The organism is Samsonia erythrinae, from assembly GCF_004342665.1.
Taxonomy (GTDB): domain Bacteria; phylum Pseudomonadota; class Gammaproteobacteria; order Enterobacterales; family Enterobacteriaceae; genus Samsonia; species Samsonia erythrinae.
In genome coordinates this window covers 1-18,455 of record NZ_SMBY01000007.1, presented here as the reverse complement: position 1 = coordinate 18,455, position 18,455 = coordinate 1, and the positions used below count along the sequence as shown (strand labels likewise).

Annotated in this window: 16 protein-coding genes, 2 tRNA genes and 2 rRNA genes; 4 read left to right on the top strand and 16 right to left on the bottom strand. The window is 51.4% G+C overall.

Translation table 11 applies throughout. From position 1 onward, the window contains the following. Positions 1 to 2: 2 nt before the first annotated feature. The gene (ilvC, locus tag EDC54_RS11900) at positions 3 to 1,481 is read right to left on the bottom strand and encodes a ketol-acid reductoisomerase (RefSeq protein ID WP_132456446.1); all 1,479 of its coding nucleotides are present in this window, start codon (positions 1,479 to 1,481) and stop codon (positions 3 to 5) included. Positions 1,482 to 1,666: 185 nt separating this feature from the next. Here ilvC and ilvY point away from each other — a divergent pair, with 185 nt between their 5' ends. Further along, on the top strand, positions 1,667 to 2,557 hold the full coding sequence (gene ilvY / locus EDC54_RS11895) for an HTH-type transcriptional activator IlvY (RefSeq protein ID WP_132456444.1): 891 nt from the start codon (positions 1,667 to 1,669) through the stop codon (positions 2,555 to 2,557). Then, positions 2,554 to 3,354 (top strand): lysozyme inhibitor LprI family protein, encoded by an 801-nt coding sequence (locus EDC54_RS11890; protein WP_132456442.1) that lies wholly within the window; start codon positions 2,554 to 2,556, stop codon positions 3,352 to 3,354. The genes ilvY and EDC54_RS11890 overlap by 4 nt, the downstream gene beginning before the upstream one ends. A 12-nt stretch (positions 3,355 to 3,366) precedes the next feature. Here EDC54_RS11890 and EDC54_RS11885 read toward each other — a convergent pair whose 3' ends face one another. From EDC54_RS11885 to ilvL, 10 genes are all read right to left on the bottom strand, one after another. After that, positions 3,367 to 4,110, bottom strand: coding sequence for a DUF2461 domain-containing protein (locus tag EDC54_RS11885; RefSeq protein WP_132456440.1), 744 nt, complete (start codon positions 4,108 to 4,110; stop codon positions 3,367 to 3,369). A gap of 223 nt (positions 4,111 to 4,333) precedes the next feature. After that, the gene (locus EDC54_RS11880; protein ID WP_132456438.1) at positions 4,334 to 4,813 is read right to left on the bottom strand and encodes an Hcp family type VI secretion system effector; all 480 of its coding nucleotides are present in this window, start codon (positions 4,811 to 4,813) and stop codon (positions 4,334 to 4,336) included. 340 nt (positions 4,814 to 5,153) lie between these two features. After that, positions 5,154 to 5,594, bottom strand: a complete 441-nt coding sequence (locus tag EDC54_RS11875) for a lysozyme inhibitor LprI family protein (RefSeq protein ID WP_132456436.1) — start codon at positions 5,592 to 5,594, stop codon at positions 5,154 to 5,156. Between the two features lie 188 nt (positions 5,595 to 5,782). Further along, entirely contained in the window at positions 5,783 to 6,181 is a 399-nt protein-coding gene (locus EDC54_RS11870; RefSeq protein WP_230514509.1) for a lysozyme family protein, read from the bottom strand. Positions 6,182 to 6,338: 157 nt separating this feature from the next. Then, positions 6,339 to 7,883 carry a threonine ammonia-lyase, biosynthetic gene (ilvA, locus tag EDC54_RS11865; RefSeq protein ID WP_132456434.1) on the bottom strand — a complete coding sequence of 515 codons (1,545 nt, stop codon included), beginning with the start codon at positions 7,881 to 7,883 and terminating at the stop codon, positions 6,339 to 6,341. 5 nt (positions 7,884 to 7,888) lie between these two features. After that, positions 7,889 to 9,739 (bottom strand): dihydroxy-acid dehydratase, encoded by a 1,851-nt coding sequence (gene ilvD, locus EDC54_RS11860; protein ID WP_132456433.1) that lies wholly within the window; start codon positions 9,737 to 9,739, stop codon positions 7,889 to 7,891. 77 nt (positions 9,740 to 9,816) lie between these two features. Then, positions 9,817 to 10,740 carry a branched-chain amino acid transaminase gene (locus EDC54_RS11855; RefSeq protein WP_132456431.1) on the bottom strand — a complete coding sequence of 308 codons (924 nt, stop codon included), beginning with the start codon at positions 10,738 to 10,740 and terminating at the stop codon, positions 9,817 to 9,819. Positions 10,741 to 10,765: 25 nt separating this feature from the next. Then, a complete protein-coding gene (gene ilvM, locus EDC54_RS11850) occupies positions 10,766 to 11,026 on the bottom strand; it encodes an acetolactate synthase 2 small subunit (RefSeq protein WP_132456429.1) in 261 nt (86 codons plus the stop codon). Between the two features lie 57 nt (positions 11,027 to 11,083). Further along, positions 11,084 to 12,730 carry an acetolactate synthase 2 catalytic subunit gene (gene ilvG / locus EDC54_RS11845; protein WP_132456427.1) on the bottom strand — a complete coding sequence of 549 codons (1,647 nt, stop codon included), beginning with the start codon at positions 12,728 to 12,730 and terminating at the stop codon, positions 11,084 to 11,086. 139 nt (positions 12,731 to 12,869) lie between these two features. Then, positions 12,870 to 12,968: an ilv operon leader peptide gene (gene ilvL / locus EDC54_RS11840; protein ID WP_071531109.1), complete on the bottom strand. Its 99-nt coding sequence runs from the start codon at positions 12,966 to 12,968 to the stop codon at positions 12,870 to 12,872. Between the two features lie 404 nt (positions 12,969 to 13,372). Here ilvL and EDC54_RS11835 point away from each other — a divergent pair, with 404 nt between their 5' ends. Further along, positions 13,373 to 14,899, top strand: a complete 1,527-nt coding sequence (locus EDC54_RS11835; protein ID WP_132456425.1) for a YifB family Mg chelatase-like AAA ATPase — start codon at positions 13,373 to 13,375, stop codon at positions 14,897 to 14,899. A gap of 59 nt (positions 14,900 to 14,958) precedes the next feature. On the opposite strand, the gene EDC54_RS11830 is transcribed toward EDC54_RS11835, so the two are convergent. Then, the gene (locus tag EDC54_RS11830) at positions 14,959 to 15,297 is read right to left on the bottom strand and encodes a DUF413 domain-containing protein (RefSeq protein WP_132456423.1); all 339 of its coding nucleotides are present in this window, start codon (positions 15,295 to 15,297) and stop codon (positions 14,959 to 14,961) included. Positions 15,298 to 15,416: 119 nt separating this feature from the next. Here EDC54_RS11830 and hdfR point away from each other — a divergent pair, with 119 nt between their 5' ends. Continuing rightward, on the top strand, positions 15,417 to 16,244 hold the full coding sequence (hdfR, locus tag EDC54_RS11825) for an HTH-type transcriptional regulator HdfR (RefSeq protein WP_132456421.1): 828 nt from the start codon (positions 15,417 to 15,419) through the stop codon (positions 16,242 to 16,244). A gap of 1,469 nt (positions 16,245 to 17,713) precedes the next feature. On the opposite strand, the gene EDC54_RS11820 is transcribed toward hdfR, so the two are convergent. From EDC54_RS11820 to EDC54_RS11805, 4 genes are all read right to left on the bottom strand, one after another. Beyond that, positions 17,714 to 17,789: transfer RNA gene (locus tag EDC54_RS11820), tRNA-Trp, on the bottom strand. Positions 17,790 to 17,797: 8 nt separating this feature from the next. After that, positions 17,798 to 17,874, bottom strand: a tRNA-Asp gene (locus EDC54_RS11815). Between the two features lie 52 nt (positions 17,875 to 17,926). Further along, positions 17,927 to 18,042, bottom strand: a 5S ribosomal RNA gene (gene rrf, locus EDC54_RS11810). A 210-nt stretch (positions 18,043 to 18,252) separates the two neighbouring features. After that, a 23S ribosomal RNA gene (locus tag EDC54_RS11805) occupies positions 18,253 to 18,455 on the bottom strand; the annotation flags it as partial.

Genomic DNA, 18,455 nt, shown 5'->3' with positions numbered 1-18,455 from the left:
AATTAACCCGCAACGGCGATACGCTTCATGTCCGTCATGTAGCCACGCAGCGTGCGACCTACGGTTTCGATCGGGTGGTTACGGATGGCTTCGTTCACATCACGCAGCTGCGCGTTGTCCACCTCGGTGCCCGCGACCGCTTTGCCCAGATCGCCCGGTTGCAGCGAAGACATAAACGTCTCTTTCAACAGCGGCACTGCTGCGTTAGCGAACAGGTAGTTACCGTATTCTGCGGTATCAGAGATAACCACGTTCATTTCATACAGACGCTTACGCGCGATGGTGTTGGCGATCAGCGGCAGCTCATGCAGTGATTCGTAATAAGCGGACTCTGCAATAATGCCGGAACTCACCATGGTTTCAAACGCCAGCTCAACGCCCGCTTTCACCATTGCAACCAGCAGCACGCCGTTATCAAAGTATTCCTGCTCAGCGATTTTACCGTCGAACTGCGGGGCGTTTTCGAACGCCGTTTTACCGGTCTCTTCACGCCAGGTCAGCAGTTTCACGTCATCGTTCGCCCAGTCAGCCATCATACCGCTGGAGAATTCACCGGAGATGATGTCGTCCATATGTTTCTGGAACAGCGGCGCCATGATGCCTTTCAGTTGCTCAGACAGTGCGTAAGCGCGCAGTTTCGCCGGGTTAGACAGCCTGTCCATCATCAGCGTAATACCGCCCTGTTTCAGCGCTTCGGTGATGGTTTCCCAACCGAACTGAATCAGTTTTTCGGCATAAGCGGGGTCGGCGCCATCAGCAACCAGCTTGTCGAAGCTCAGCAGAGAACCCGCCTGCAACATACCGCACAGAATAGTCTGTTCACCCATCAGGTCGGATTTCACTTCCGCCACGAAAGAGGATTGCAGCACGCCGGCGCGGTGACCACCAGTGGCCGCAGCCCAGGCTTTGGCGATGGCCATGCCTTCGCCCTTCGGATCGTTTTCCGGATGAACTGCGATCAGCGTTGGTACGCCGAAACCACGTTTGTATTCTTCACGTACTTCCGTCCCCGGGCACTTCGGCGCCACCATCACGACGGTGATGTCTTTACGGATTTGCTCGCCCACTTCAACGATGTTGAAACCATGAGAGTAACCCAGTGCCGCGCCCTGTTTCATCAGCGGTTGTACCGCCTGAACCACGGCGGAGTGCTGTTTGTCCGGCGTCAGGTTAACCACCAGATCGGCCTGCGGGATCAGATCTTCGTAAGTGCCGACGGTAAAACCGTTTTCGGTCGCTTTACGCCATGATGCACGCTTTTCCGCGATAGCTTCCGCACGCAGGGCATAAGCGATATCCAGACCGGAATCACGCATGTTCAGCCCCTGATTCAGCCCCTGAGCACCACAGCCCACGATCACCACTTTTTTCCCTTTCAGATAGCTCGCCTCATCGGCAAATTCATCACGCCCCATAAAGCGGCACTTGCCTAATTGCTCCAGCTGCTGACGCAGGTTTAATGTGTTGAAGTAGTTTGCCATGTCATGCTCCGTATACGGTGTTGTTTGTCTGTTATTCGAGAAAGAATGCCCGCCAGAGGGGAATTCACTATGACCCCATCATATGACAGGAATTGCGTTGCTTAAATTGATATATTAACAACGTCATATTGCACTATCTGCAAGATAAAAAACCGCGGCAAGATAAAAAACGGGGCCTGCATCGCATGGATTTACGTGATCTCAAATTATTCCTGCATCTGGCGGAGAGCCGGCACTTTGGCCGTACCGCCAAGGCGATGCACATCAGTCCGTCTACGCTGTCGCGGCAAATTCAGCGGCTGGAAGAGGATTTAGGGCAGACGCTGTTTCTGCGTGATAACCGTACCGTGCAGCTCACCGACGCCGGCGAGCACCTGAAGCTCTTTGCCCAGCAAACGCTGCTGCAATACCAGCAGCTACGCCATACAATAGATCAGCATGGGCCGTCATTAAGCGGCGAGCTGCGGATCTTCTGTTCCGTCACCGCCGCCTACAGCCACCTGCCGCCGATTCTGGATCGCTTCCGGGCGCGGCACCCGCTGGTGGAAATCAAGCTGACGACCGGCGACGCCGCCGACGCCGTAGAGAAAATTCAGTCGAATGACGGAGATTTAGGGATTGCGGGACGTCCAGAAGCGCTGCCTGTCAGCGTGGATTTCATGCCGCTCGATAAACTACCCCTGGCGTTGATCATCCCGGCGCTTCCCTGCCCCGTGCAGTCGCAGGTACGTCAATCCGACCCGGACTGGTCGCAGATCCCCTTTATCCTGCCGGAACATGGCCCGGTGCGTAAGCGTATCGATCTCTGGTTTCGCCGCAATCACGTCACTAACCCACAGATTTACGCCACCATTTCCGGGCATGAAGCGATGGTCTCGATGGTCGCGCTGGGCTGCGGCATCGCGCTGGTTCCCAATGTGGTGCTGGAAAACAGTCCGGAACCGGTGCGCAACCGAGTCTCTGTCTTTATCGAACAGGTGATGGAGCCGCTTGAGCTGGGCGTCTGCGTACAGAAAAAACGGCTGAGCGAACCGCTGATTGCCGCCTTTTGGGACATATTACAGGACACGCCATGAAGATAGCATTCACGACCATTATCACCACGGCTGTGGCATTGATTACTTTCAGCCACAAGGCGCAAGCCGTCAGTTTTCCCTGCGAAAAAGCCGCCTCAGCGCAGGAAACGATGATTTGCGCCAGCCCGTTGCTCGGGCAGCTAGACGATGAGCTGGCGCAGGCATGGAAAACTGCCCGCGCATTCCTGACGACTTTTGGCAACAGCGCGCCGTGGGAAAAAACGCTCAATCAGTTTCAGCGCAGCTGGCTTGCCACGCGCGATCAATGTAAAGACGAAGAGTGCCTGCGTCAGCGCTATCAACAACAGTTAAATCGGCTACGCTACCTGAATGACATCGCGCAGCACGCGCTACCTTCGCCGATTACCCCCGTGAAAAGCACGTCCTGCTTCCACGGTTCATTCAGCTATGAACATGTGATGTCAGGGCTTTCTGCCAAGGAGTACCGCAATATGGGGGAGTATTTTCGGGAAATGTACGATCAGAAAGCGCCCTACCACGCGGTCAGCCTGACGATGAAAAACCAACGCGGTAAGATTGAAGGTGGCGCGTCCATTGCATTCCGCTACGCGAGCAAGCTGGATGATTCTTCCTTCACCGCCCGTCAGATGAGCAACACGCAGGCCATTGGCAAAGGCGAAAGCAGCTTCGGTAAGCAGGTGAAAATACTGCTCACCTGCATTGACGATGACCGTCTGCAAATCACCACCTTCGGCAACAATCAGGAAGAGGGCTATTTGTTTAACTACTTACTGGAACGAGACAAAAAACGACCGGAACGCGAGAAAATGCCGTAACGCAGGCTGTCTCTACCGTTCAAACCACGTGTCCGCCGAAAAAGCCCGCGTATTGGACTCCGTTTCCTGCGCAGCCTTCTTCATGGTTTCAATATTCATAAGGTAATGATAGAGCGGTTCAAGCTGGGTAAAACCCTGTGACAGACGCGTCACCAGATCGCCGGAAAACAGCGCTTCCATATCCTGCCGGGTGCATATCGCAGCAAATGATTTACGGTTATACCAGTAAGCCAGTTCCGGCGGCTGACCTTTAATCAACGGGCGCTTGTAGCTTTCGCCTTCCAGCGTGAAGGTCTCTCCCAGACAGTTCGCAATCTCAAGAAACTGGGACGGATTACCGCGCAGCGTCTGACGAAACAGATCCATCGTATTGCGCGTTGCGCTGTAATAACCCAGACCGTAGCGCCAGGTATCCGGCGTAATTTCAAAGAAATACACCGGCGCGTCGGTCCAGTCTTTGCGTGTACGTTTAAAGGTCAGCCACATATGGCTGCGATAGCGTGATTTATCGTGAGAAAAGCGCGTATCGCGGTGAAGACGGGAGAGCGTCTTGCCGATAGCCGGGCGCGTTTCAAAATGGTCGTCAATCTGCAACATGGTCAGACTGAGCTCATTCACCAGCATGCGGAACGGCGCAACCAGTTGTTCATCGTAAACCGCGCGATGCTCGTCAAACCACGCTTTATCGTTATTCTGTCGCACCTGCTGAAGAAACGTTAGCCCCGCCTGAGAAAAACCCGTGAACTGTGCTGCCATAACAAAATGCTATCCCTGTTGCTGTCAGATACATAAAGATAACGCCGCCGACGGCGAAACACCATTGGCAACACGACACACTTAACCAATGGAGCCGCACTAAGGTATGTTGAGCTAACTGCCTAGCCTCTCTTTTGTTTGGTGATGGCTCGGTCGATAAATGAAGGAAAATAGCCATAAATAAATAATTATCGATGGCTATATATTTTCTTACTGAATAAAGCTAAAAACCACTATCATTCCAGACGCTATAACCTGATGTTCCAGCTACTTTATGCTCCCATGATATAGAGCCATACTTTAATAAAATTTTCTCATATGGCATGACTTCATTGTCACTAATCGAGTGTGGATAATTACAAGAAATATCGACAATACGAACATCTGTTAATTTTATTTCATAAAACAACTCTAGTTGCCCAGCAGAATTGATCCTATATAAGAAAAAATTTGCACTTAGCTTTTCATTGGAAGAAATAGAAACACCAAGTAACGGGGATGATTTATCGATCAGTTTAATTATCTCAACGGGATGGCATGATAAATTATCATTATAACTCATTGAGTGGTTCAAACTTAACACTTGAATTTGGTCTTCATGACCAATTTGGTTTCTATTACCAATTGACTGTAACGTTGAACAACCAGAAGAAATCAACCCCTGTTTATCACCCGTCAACTGTAAATAAATAACACTCGACATTTTTAACAACCTCTAAGAATAAGCATCATTAATGTACTGACAGTGTACCAAGCCTGATAAAAAAAATTACGTCCATTTGACGTTATCATTTCAACAAGATTACGTTGAATCGACTGTATCAGAGGAGGGCATAGCCTCATCATCAATTCGAGTATTTCTTCAGAGATAACAGATTAATAAGAAGGCCATTTTTAAATTGTTCATTCGGTTGAATAGCATGTTTTTCTTTATTTTTCACATTCGCTCTCCATGTATTATTTCACTTCCTACCAGAATAACTTATAAATAATGAAAAGATAACATCGTCGCTAGTGCGACACGCTTACTTAAAGCATGAGTATTAAGGTATATTGAGTTCACCCTCTAGCGATTCAATCCTTCTGTAGTTTTCTACAGCCTCACAAAGACTTTTATTTGAGAAATACATGGGGCTATCTTTCTCATACGGGTGCCCCTTATACGCACAACGATGGACAACATAATTCTTCCACGCAGTTTGATCTTTTTTGAAAAGCTTAACTGCATCCTCTGAGTCATCAAAAGCCTTTAGTTTGGAGAGATATTTTATTGTTTCTTTATTTCGCTGCTCAAGTTTTTCTGTCGAGTCAGAAAGCATCCGGTAAATACAAATATCCACTTCATGATAGCTTTCACCTTTCATCAGGTCTTTACATAGCGTTTTTTCCATTAAGTCCAGTTTGCTCCAGTAAATCTCACCAAATGCAGGGGGGATACCATTCAGAGCAAATAGCATCGGAATAAAGAAGTAAATATTTTTCATTTTCTCATCCTTAAATAACCCGCTCGATTTCTTCCGGACTCATATTTTAGCAACCCTGGCGTACTCTCTATTTTCCTTATTAACAGCTCGATATCATTCTTAGCTGCTACAGAAATTGTAGTCTCCCCAACAATCCCTTGATAGGCAAGATCCACCAGAATGTCTCTAATCGCGGGATGAAGTTCGGCCTAATTCACCCTACCGGGTACATCCGTGGAATAAAGAGCGTATCTCTTTTTTGCTGTTTCTATATACCCACCATAAACCATATTAAACAATGCCACTTGCTGTTGATGCGTAATTACACCTATCTTCGCTCTGTATTCTTTGACAAAAATGGCTGCCGCCGCTCCTTTTAAGCTGGCCCCCATCGCTATTAAACTCGCTTTTTCACTTCCAATACCAATTCTGAGCATATCCGAATAGACCTCTCCCTTGGTTCTTCCCCCCATGTCATAACCTCGCCCCAGTGTCACACCTGATTTAGGATTTCCTGGCCAGTGAATGACTCGGCTAAAATAAGGACTATTAGGACTATCATCCCCTTCGCCATCAAAGGTTATTTGTCCTTGAGGTACTCTTAGCATTGATAAAATTCCTTTTTATTAATATGCAGTACCCGTCTGCTCCGATTTTTGCTACAGGCAACTAACCCAGTAATAGACACACGGGTAATGTAATACATTATAAACAAAAACACGGTGAAAACTCTGCCGTGTTTTTGTTCTTTCCTGTTTTCAGCGTTTACCCCGCCAAAAAGAAACGGAACGCCGGGTTATGGGTTTCGTCGTGGCACTCATAGCCCAGTGCCTGTAGGTGCTGCTCAAATTCCCGATCACCTGCCTCCAACTCGAACGCGGCCAGCACGCGGCCAAAATCCGTACCGTGGCTACGGTAATGGAACAGCGAAATATTCCAGTGCGTCCCCAGCGTATGCAGGAATTTCAGTAACGCGCCCGGCGATTCCGGAAATTCAAAGCTGTAAAGCCGTTCCTGTAGCGGTTTCGAGGGGCGTCCGCCGACCATGTAGCGAACGTGCAGCTTCGCCATTTCATCATCGGACAAATCCACCACGTCATAACCGTCGGCGGCAAGCTCGGCGATGATCTCCTGCCGTTCCGCATAGCCGCGCGTCAGGCGCACGCCGACAAAAATGCAGGCGTCTTTGGCATCCGCATAGCGATAATTGAACTCGGTAACGGAACGACCGCCCAGCAACTGGCAAAACTTGAGGAAGCTTCCCTGCCGTTCGGGGATCGTCACCGCCAGCAAGGCTTCACGCTGTTCACCCAGCTCGCAGCGTTCAGACACGTAGCGTAACCCGTGGAAATTAACGTTCGCGCCGGACAAAATGTGCGCCAGACGCTCCCCCTGAATCTGATGCTGCTGGATGTACTTTTTCATTCCCGCCAACGCCAGCGCACCGGACGGTTCAGCAATCGCACGGACATCCTCGAACAGATCTTTCACAGCCGCACAGATCGCATCGCTGTCGACGGTAATCACGTCATCCAGATACTCCCGGCACAGGCGGAAAGTTTCATCGCCGATGCGCTTCACCGCGACGCCTTCGGCAAACAGCCCGACACGCGGCAGATCGACCGGTTGCCCGGCATCCAGCGCCGCGCGCAGACAGGCGGAATCTTCCGCTTCCACCCCGATCACCTGAATCTGCGGCATCAGCTGTTTGATCAGGACGGCAACACCTGCCGCCAACCCACCGCCACCAACCGGCACAAACACGCGATCCAGATGCGCGTCCTGCTGTAGCAGTTCCAGCGCCAGCGTGCCCTGGCCGGCAATCACCGCCGGATGATCGAACGGCGGCAGGAACGTCATTTTCTGCTGCTGTGACAACTCAATGGCTTTCGCCTTGGCCTCATCAAAGTTAGCGCCGTAGAGCAGCACTTCGCCGCCAAAACCGCGCACCGCATCCACCTTGATGTCGGCCGTCGCCACGGGCATCACAATCAGCGATTTAATCCCCAGCTTGCTGGAAGAGAGCGCCACCCCCTGTGCGTGGTTACCGGCAGACGCCGTCACCACGCCATGAGATTTTTGCTCGTCACTCAGCCCCGCCATCATCGCGTATGCGCCGCGCAGCTTGAAGCTATGCACCGCGTGCCTGTCTTCACGCTTCACCAGAATGACATTGCCCAACCGCGAGGAAAGCTTGTCCATCTTTTCCAGCGGCGTGGCCTGTGTGATTTCATACACCGGCGAGCGCAAGATCGCCCGCAGGTACTCCGCACCGCCCGGCGCGGCAGGAAGAGGTAGTGATACCGCCATCAGCATTAGCCTCCCAGCTTACTCTTGTCTCGCACCGCGCCTTTATCCGCGCTGGTCGCCAGACTGGCGTATGCACGCAGCGCAAAGGACACCTGACGCTCACGGTTATGCGGCGTCCAGGCCTGTTCGCCACGCGCCTCTTCCGCTTCACGGCGGCTCGCTAACTCGGCATCATCCAGAACCAGCGCAATGCTGCGGTTGGGAATATCAATCGCGATGATGTCGCCGTCCTGAACCAGCGCAATGGTGCCGCCGCTGGCCGCTTCAGGAGACGCATGGCCGATAGACAGACCTGAAGTCCCGCCGGAGAAGCGTCCATCGGTGATCAATGCGCAACTCTTACCCAGCCCCATCGATTTCAGATAGGTCGTCGGATACAGCATTTCCTGCATACCCGGCCCGCCTTTCGGCCCCTCGTAGCGGATCACGACCACGTCGCCCGCTACGACTTTGCCACCCAGAATGGCGTCTACCGCATCATCCTGACTCTCATACACTTTCGCCGGACCGCGGAACACCAGACTGCCTTCATCGACGCCCGCGGTTTTCACAATACAGCCATTCTCAGCCAGATTGCCGTACAGCACAGCCAGACCGCCGTCCTGACTGTAGGCAAATTCGCGGGAACGAATACAGCCCTCCTGACGATCGGTATCCAGCGAATCCCAGCGGCAATCCTGTGAGAAGGCCTTCGTGGTGCGGATACCCGCCGGACCGGCGGAATACATGCTTTTCACGCTCTCATCCTGCGTCAGCATCACGTCGTAGGCTTCCAGCGTTTCCGGCAGCGTTTTGCCCAGCACATTGTTCACATCACGGTTCAGCAGACCCGCTCTGTCCAGCTCGCCCAAAATACCGATCACGCCGCCTGCACGGTGTACGTCTTCCATATGGTATTTCTGCGTACTTGGCGCCACTTTGCACAGGTGCGGAACCTGACGTGACAGCCTGTCGATATCAGTCATAGTGAAGTCCACCTCGCCTTCCTGCGCCGCCGCCAGCAGGTGCAGGACAGTATTGGTGGAGCCGCCCATCGCGATATCCAGAATCATGGCGTTTTCAAATGCGGCTTTATTGGCGATGCTGCGCGGCAGTACACGCTCATCATCCTGCTCGTAATAGCGCTTCGCCAGATCGACAATACGCTTACCTGCGTTCAGAAACAGTTGTTTACGGTCGGCGTGCGTCGCCAACAGCGAGCCGTTGCCCGGCTGAGACAGACCCAGCGCTTCGGTCAGGCAATTCATAGAGTTGGCGGTAAACATACCGGAACAGGAGCCGCAGGTCGGACACGCGGATCGCTCCACCTGTTCGCTCTGTTGATCGGACACCTTCGGGTCCGCGCCCTGAATCATCGCATCCACCAGATCCAGCTTGATAAGCTGATCGGATAGTTTGGTTTTCCCCGCTTCCATCGGGCCGCCGGACACGAAAATCACCGGGATATTCAGACGCAGCGATGCCATCAGCATCCCCGGCGTGATTTTGTCGCAGTTGGAGATACACACCATCGCGTCCGCACAGTGAGCATTCACCATGTATTCTACCGAGTCGGCAATCAGCTCACGGGACGGCAGAGAATAAAGCATACCGCCGTGTCCCATCGCGATACCGTCGTCCACCGCGATGGTGTTGAATTCTTTCGCAACACCGCCGGAAGCTTCAATCTGCTCGGCAACCAGTTTCCCCATATCGCGCAAGTGCACGTGGCCGGGCACGAATTGGGTGAAGGAGTTGACCACGGCGATAATGGGTTTACCAAAATCATTGTCGGTCATTCCCGTTGCGCGCCACAGGGCTCGGGCACCGGCCATATTACGGCCGTGCGTGGTGGTGGCTGAACGATACTTAGGCATGCTCTATTACTCCAAAAATTACGAATGTGGCGATGACGGAACGGGCCACCGCCTGATTGTCTGTCTTGATTAATGGCTTATTTAACCGGATCCAACCAGCCCCATTGATCTTCCGTTTCGCCAGTAAACAGGCCGAAAAACGCCTGCTGTAAGGCTTTGGTGACCGGGCCGCGTTTGCCAATGCCGACCTGAATACCGTCGACGCTGCGCACCGGCGTAATTTCCGCCGCAGTGCCGGACATAAACACTTCATCCGCCAGATACAGCGACTCACGGGACAGCACCTGCTCACGCACTTCGTATCCGGCCACCTTCGCCAGCTTGATGATAGCATCACGCGTAATCCCCGGCAGCGCCGAAGAAGTAAACGGCGGCGTGAAGATAACGCCATCCTTCACTTCAAACAGGTTCTCGCCGGCACCTTCGGAAACATAACCGTGGACATCCAACGCGATCCCTTCCTGATAGCCGTGGCGACGAGCTTCGCTGCCCACCAGCAGAGAGGACAGATAGTTACCGCCCGCTTTAGCCGCGGTCGGAATAGTATTTGCCGCGGCGCGATTCCAGGACGACACCATCGCATCAATGCCCGCTTCCAGCGCTTCTTCACCCAGATATGCGCCCCACGGGAACGCCGCGATGATCACGTCCGTTTTATAACCGGCTGGCGGATTTACACCCATCCCGACATCGCCCACGAACACCAGCGGACGAATATACGCGCTGGTCAGATTATTTTTACGCAGCGTTTCGCGGCAGGCTTCCATCAACTCATCGACGCTCTGTTCAACGGGCATACGGTAAATTTTTGCCGAGTCGTGCAGACGCTGCATGTGCTCACGGTGACGAAAGACCACAGGACCCTTGTGTGAATTGTAACAACGAACGCCTTCAAAGACGGAGGTGCCATAATGCAAGGCATGTGACATAACGTGTACTTTTGCTTCAGCCCATGGAACCATCTCGCCATTGAACCAAATGTAGTCTGCTTTTTTTGTCATTCTTTTTTCCTTACTGTTTAATGCGTTAGGCGCTGATCTGCTGAGATGTCGTCATCGGTTGAATGTCAACGCAGGCAATATCCAACAGCTTACTTAATTGTGTTGACAATAAGTCTACCGGACGATGGCTGGCAACGGTCAGTTCAATATTAATGTGATCGGTCTGGGTGGTCTGCATCATATTCATGGCGCACACCTTGAAACCGCGATGGCGGGTAACGCGCAATATACGCTCCAGAACCTCGGGACGAAAACGTGCCTGAATCGAAAGTTGATGATGTGTCATTCTGTTGCCTCCAGCGCTTATTCTGTGTAAGTCAGCCATTGTTTGGTTTTGTCGGGCTTATTCAGTTTTGTCGAGCATGGTTTCGTTACCCGCCCCCGGCGGAACCAATGGCCAGACGTTTTCATATTCATCAATCGAAACGTGCAGCAAATAGGGGCCTTCGCTGTTAAACAGGGCATCCAGCGCGGCATCAATTTGATCTTTTCGAGTAATGCGCTGGCCGGGGATATCAAACGCGCTTGCCAGCGTCAGGAAGTCAGGGTTATCAGAGAGGTTGGTTTCACTATAGCGTTCATCAAAGAATAACTGTTGCCACTGGCGCACCATGCCTAAGCGCTGGTTATCCAGCAGCACGATTTTTAACGGCAACCGTTTTCGTTTGATGGTGCCCAACTCCTGAATATTCATCATAAAAGAGCCGTCGCCGGAAATGCAGATGACCATGTCATCCGGGCGTGCGACCTGCGCGCCGACCGCTGCGGGTACGCCGAAGCCCATTGTGCCCAGACCGCTGGAAGTGATGAAATTCTCAGGACGGCTGAACGTCATATGCTGCGCCGCCCACATTTGGTGTTGGCCGACATCGGTGGTGACCACGGTATCCGCCTCCATTCTTTCGGAGATCCTTTTCAGCAGCGCAGGAGCATAAATCGCCTGACCGGGATGGTCATAGCGCCACGGATATTCCGCTTTCATCATGGCGGCCTGCTGACGCCACGCGCTGACGTTCAGCGGTTGTTGCAGCGCCGGTAGTATCGCTTTCAGATCGCCTTGCAGCGCCACATTGGCATGACGCAGTTTACTCAGTTCCGCGGGGTCGATATCCATATGGATCACACTGGCATGCGGCGCGAAAGCGCTTAGCTTGCCGGTTACGCGGTCATCAAAGCGCGCCCCAACCGCGATTAACAGATCGCACTCTTGCACGATCAGATTCGCCGCTTTCGTGCCGTGCATACCAATCATACCGAGGTAATAGGGATGATTGGCATTCACGGCACCCAAGCCTTTCAGCGTCGAAACGGAAGGGATATCCGTGACATTCAGGAACTCACGCAAGGCCGGAACCGCAGTCGCCATGCCGACGCCACCACCGACATACAACACTGGTTTTTGTGCTTTAGCCAGCAGAGCATACGCCTGCGCAATATCTTGATCGGGGAAAGCAATATTATTGGCAACCGGCGCAAAATTCGGCGTGACATCCCCCACGGCCAATTGGATATCTTTTGGAATATCAACCAGAACAGGGCCGGGACGACCGCTATTGGCAATCGCGAACGCTTCCGCCATCACGTCCGGTAAGGATTCAAGCGACTCCACCAGAAAACTATGTTTTGTGCAGGCCAGCGACAGCCCTAACACATCAATTTCCTGAAAAGCATCGGTGCCGATCAGCGCCGACCCGACCTGCCCGGTAATCGCGACCACAGGCACGGAATCCAGCAACGCATCGGCCAAACCGGTGATCAGATTGGTCGCCCCCGGGCCAGACGTCGCAATGCAGACGCCCACACTGCCCGTGGCGCGTGCATAGCCAATCGCCGCCATTGCCGCGCCTTGCTCATGGCGACACAGCAGGTGTTTAACGCCACCGTCATAAAGTGCGTCATAGACGGGCATTATCGCGCCCCCCGGATAACCAAAAACGGTTTCCACGCCCTGCGCTCGCAACGCCTGTACCACCCACTGCGCACCATTCATAGTTATTTCCCCGACATCTTACGGGTATAACAGAATTTTATGCTGACATTCATTTTCTGCTCCCTTGCGTTATAGATTACGCCCAACAAAAAACCCCCGACCTTGCGGTGCGGGGGTTTCTTGAATTCGGCTTTGATTTTTAAGCCATTCTTCGTCCAAGTGCAGCCCCGCACGGTGGGATAATAATCACCACCACGCTAATCACGACTAGGCTAATCACTAGAGATAGGGCTTTCATAATAGGTTGTTCATTAATCTTCTGTCGAACGAATGCCTACAGAGTTACCATAGTCAGACATAATGTGACAACTCTTTTTTTCACGTCCTTTCATAAGAAAGGCCGGAAATAAGAAAAAAAACACAACGTAATCATAAGGTAAAATGGCACCCGCTTTTTTCGCCTACCGACTAAAAAACAGTCGTAATCCCGAAAAATAAATTCGAATAGGTCTCACCCTCATCGATCGCCAAACGCGACGGAAACGGTGCGATCGCAATCAGCGCATCTGATCGCATACAACGTCATACGTAATTGCAACGAAAAATTATTTTATCGTGCCGCCGCGCAGATTGGCGACACCAGACTCCACTTCACCTTTTTTGATGTACATCATGCATGCCATCTGCAAAAGGGGAAATCGCATGTCATTGGCAGTTACCTACACTCGGGCAATGATTGGCGTACAAGCGCCGGACGTTTACATCGAAGTTCATATCAGCAGCGGGCTACCGGCGCTAACGCTGGTAGGCTTACCGGAAACCACCGTCAAAGAAGCGCGCGACCGCGTACGTAGCGCACTCATCAATTGCGGGTTTACATTCCCTGCAAAGCGTATCACGGTCAACCTTGCCCCCGCCGACCTGCCGAAAGAAGGGGGGCGCTACGACCTGCCGATTGCGCTGGCGATTCTGGCGGCATCAGAGCAAATCGACGGGGATAAGCTAAGCCGCTACGAGTTTCTTGGCGAGCTCGGCCTGTCTGGTACGTTACGGGGGGTAAACGGGGCCATTCCCGCCGCATTGGAAGCCATCAAGTCTGGTCGCCAGCTGATTCTGCCGGAAGACAATAAACGGGAGATGGCCCTGATACCGCAAGGCGAGGCGCTCATGGCCGGGCATCTGTTACAGGTGTGCGCCTTCCTTAGCGGAGAAGAGGAATTGGCCAGCTGTTGCGACATTCCACCAGATTCTCAATTGGAAGACGATACGCTCGATCTAAAGGACATCATCGGTCAGGAACAAGCCAAACGCGCGCTGGAAATCGCGGCCGCTGGCGGCCACAATCTGCTACTGCTAGGGCCGCCGGGAACAGGAAAAACCATGCTGGCGAGCCGATTAGGCAATCTGATGCCGCCGCTCAGCGATGAAGAAGCGTTGGAAAGCGCCGCCATCAATAGCCTGATTAATATTGATGCCACCATGACGCGCTGGCGAGCCAGGCCATTCAGGGCGCCTCATCACAGTTCGTCCATGGCTGCGCTCGTGGGCGGCGGATCGCTGCCCAAACCCGGAGAAATCTCACTCGCCCACAACGGCGTGCTGTTTCTGGATGAGTTACCGGAGTTCGAGCGACGAGTCCTGGATTCACTACGCGAGCCGCTGGAGTCCGGTGAAATTATCATTTTCCGCACCCGTGCTAAAGTGTGCTATCCAGCGCGAGTTCAGCTCGTTGCCGCGATGAATCCCAGCCCGTCAGGACACTATCAGGGCGTGCATAACCGTTTACCCGCACAACAAATACTGCGCTACCTCAGCAAACTTTCCGGCCCCTTTTTGGATCGCTTTGACCTCTCAATCGAAGTCCCTTTGCTGCCCCCCGGCGTCTTGTCTCAGCAACATCATAAAGGGGAAAGTAGCGCGGCGATTCGGGAACGCGTGCTCGTCGCACGTCAGATACAGCTCAAGCGGGCAAATAAAATCAACGTGCTGTTAACATCACGCGAGATCGAAAAATACTGCCGATTGGAGACGGCAGATGCCGCCTACCTGGAAGACGTCATGAGCAAACTTGGGTTATCTGTACGTGCCTGGCACAGGATACTGAAAGTCGCCCGTACGATCGCCGACCTCGGTGATAGCGTCAGCATTGAGAGAAAACATCTTGCCGAAGCACTAAGCTATCGCTGTATGGATCGACTGCTCATCCAGCTTCACAAGAGCCTTGAGTAAAGGGACGTTACATTGGCCTCGCGCGATAAAAAGAAATGGGGCTTTCGCCCCATTCTTAATTAATCATCACTTTCAGTGTATTCTTCCACCGCATCCATCTGCGGCTTGCCGCCAGATAGCGTATGAAAGCGTTTAGGACGACGGATCCGATCCAAATATTTAGACCAAATTTTTTCCATCTCCGTTTCCGCTTTCCGCTCACCGCGGCACATGGCAACAAACAAGGCCTCTTCTTCCGTTATCGGTTCACGTTTGCCCAAATCCAGTTCGTTAAACGCATTGCCGTGGCGTTCCAACAGTTGTGCTTCTTTAATGGTAAAGTCGCCATGTCGGGAAAAACCACGCGGATAGAACTTGTTATCAAAAAAACGATTCGTCGTAGAGAAGCTTTCTGCCATCTTACACGCTCCTAATTCTTCTATGGTCGTGTTGTTTATGGCGCGGAGTATTAGATAGGCTTGACATTGTGTAAAACAAAACATTTAAATCATTACGACAAAATTTTTTGGAGATTGGCGTGGATACCGAATTACTAAAAACCTTTCTGGAAGTCAGCAGGACAAGACACTTTGGTCGCGCCGCCGAATCCCTGTACCTGACACAGTCAGCGGTAAGTTTTCGAATTCGCCAACTGGAGACACAGCTGGGAGCGAATTTGTTTACTCGCCACCGGAACAACATACGTCTGACGCCCGCAGGCGAACGCCTTTTGCCTTATGCTGAAAATCTTATCGGCACCTGGCAGATTGCCAAAAAAGAAGTCGCACGCTCACAGCAGCACAGTCAGCTTTCTGTCGGCGCTACCGCATCATTATGGGAAGCATACTTGACGCCCTGGCTACAATTGCTCTATCAGCAGAGGCCACTGCTCCAATTGGAAGCACGAATTGCCTTACGCCATTCGTTGGTAAAACAGCTCCATGAACGTCAGTTGGATCTGCTGATTACCACCGAACAACCCAAAATGGAAGAGCTGGCAAGCCAGTTGCTGGGTAACTTCTCGCTTTCTCTGTTTACATCAGCAACACACCCGCCAGGACAGGTACATCCGTATATAAAACTGGAATGGGGCGCAGACTTTCATCAACAGGAAGCACGCCTGCTGAGCAGCGATCAGCTCCCTCTTTTGACAACCACGTCAGCCCATTTAACCCGGCAGCTTCTCGAAACGACCGGCGGATGCGCTTTTTTACCTAACCATTGGCTGCAGGCATACGCCGATTTACGGATAGTCGATGAAATTCAGCCTGTCGTACGCCCTTTTTATGCCGTCTGGCTACAAAACAGCGATCAGCAGGCAATGATTCGTCAGTTGCTGAAAACGCCTATTTTGATCGACTCATGATCCTCTCTTCACCGCGTGTTAAGCACATCAGGATAACCAGAATGTGCTTAACACGTTATGTATTGCTATCACGCCAACAGCAGGAATTTCATTGCACACACAGCGAACTCTTCGAGTTACTGGCGCCGATACATGATAAAACATATAAAGATCAAAACTATTTTTTATTCGCACTATTCTCGATTCAGCAAAAAGCCCCAGCTACAGAAATATTTCGCCACTGTTCCGTGCATTCAGATTAAAACCGTCAATGGAAAGATCGCCTTTTCCTGATGTCTTGGACGAATAATGATTAAGCAAATGGTGAATTCAATAAGCAGCCTGATCCACTCTCTCTATATCGTGTCATTCGTATCTAATCCATGAATTTGTCATAACAGTAACGTTCGGCGGTAAATTGCTTTACCTTAATTAAGGTTAGCTCCCTGCACCGTGATTGCCTAATTGCGCAGCTATTTTTACCCCGCCTGACACCCCGTCAGTAAACGCTTATACCTGAATATCTCATCCCAAAATGTTGCTATCAACACCTGAGCACGTAGCCGTTTCACACAGCAACCTCATACTTTAATAATATTCTCCGCAGAGGGAAATATTCACTACACCTACATTATTTAGAATAGAAAAAACCATGAATTTTTTTACATTAATATTTCTAAAATACGCCATCACGTTATATTAATACTAATAACGAAGCTATTTCCTGTCCTCAAATAACGACTTCATTCATCCGATAACAATAATAATAAATTTTTGAATAAAGGCTAAAATCCACATACGCTTTTCAGCGAAAATAAAGCATCAAAACCAGAATACTCAGGCCAAGAGGTAATTCAACGATAACATTTCTACCAACGTTCATCATGAATTTGAAAATCTCAGTGAGTTTGGCTACCAAAAAAAACTTATAGCAAAGATTTTATAACCGCTATATTCATTACCTAAATAATTATATGGACATATCATCAGAATGAACATACCCACATCATTTATCACTCAGCTCTACCTTAATAAGGTGTCCAGCGTCTATCCTATTGCAGGTAATGCCGACTAACGGTGAGTGGATGTTTTTAAATCAAGAGCCGAGCGCCCCGGAAACGGTGTATCACTATTCCGCCTTCAACCCTACTCCGCGTTATAAGGCTACACGCCTCTCATAACGTCATAGAAAGGCTACTGGGGTAGTTATCAGGGACAGATCCGCAGTCTGTATCAGCTTACTCTTAGCTTTGTCTGGTTTTACCGCTATCGATGTGCTATTGGCGGGTATGACGATGATTATGTTTATCTCTGAAGCAGATATCGGCAACACGTCAACGTATTGACCTTTTTAATAACCACATATTACAACCGCCTTAGACTCAAAAAATAGATGTAACGAAGAAGGTGGGGAAAGTTATACAGGACAGGAGATAACGATAAAATACGAATGAAAAAAAACCCTTCACATCGTAGTGAAGGGTTTTATTTGGCAGGGGCGGAGAGACTCGAACTCCCAACACCCGGTTTTGGAGACCGGTGCTCTACCAATTGAACTACGCCCCTAAATAGGGTGGCGGAACGGACGGGGCTCGAACCCGCGACCCCCTGCGTGACAGGCAGGTATTCTAACCAACTGAACTACCGCTCCACCGAATTTCTCTACAACCACCGGATTACTCCGGCTTACTGCTTAATTTGATGCCTGGCAGTTCCCTACTCTCACATGGGGAGACCCCACACTACCATCGGCGCTACGGCGTTTCACTGCTGAGTTCGGCATGGGGTCAGGTGGGACCACCGCGCTATCGCCGCCAGGCAAATTTCTCGTCTCTTCCTGAGACTCGCCCTTCGGGCCGTCGCCTTGCGACGTACAAAATCGTTCCCGACGATTTTGTCTGTTCCCTTCTCAGGCCAGCGCTCCGCGCTGTTTTATGTTCACGCCACCGCGTAAACATTGAATCTTCAATCTTCGAACAAGCTGAACATCAAAATCTATGAGCCACTCTCAAAACACCTTCGGTGTTGTAAGGTTAAGCCTCCCGGGTCATTAGTACTGGTCAGCTCAACGTATCGCTACGCTTACACACCCAGCCTATCTACGTCGTCGTCTTCAACGGCCCTTCAGGGGCATCTGGTGCCCAGGGAAGACTCATCTCGAGGCAAGTTTCCCGCTTAGATGCTTTCAGCGGTTATCTCTTCCGCACTTAGCTACCGGGCAATGCAATTGGC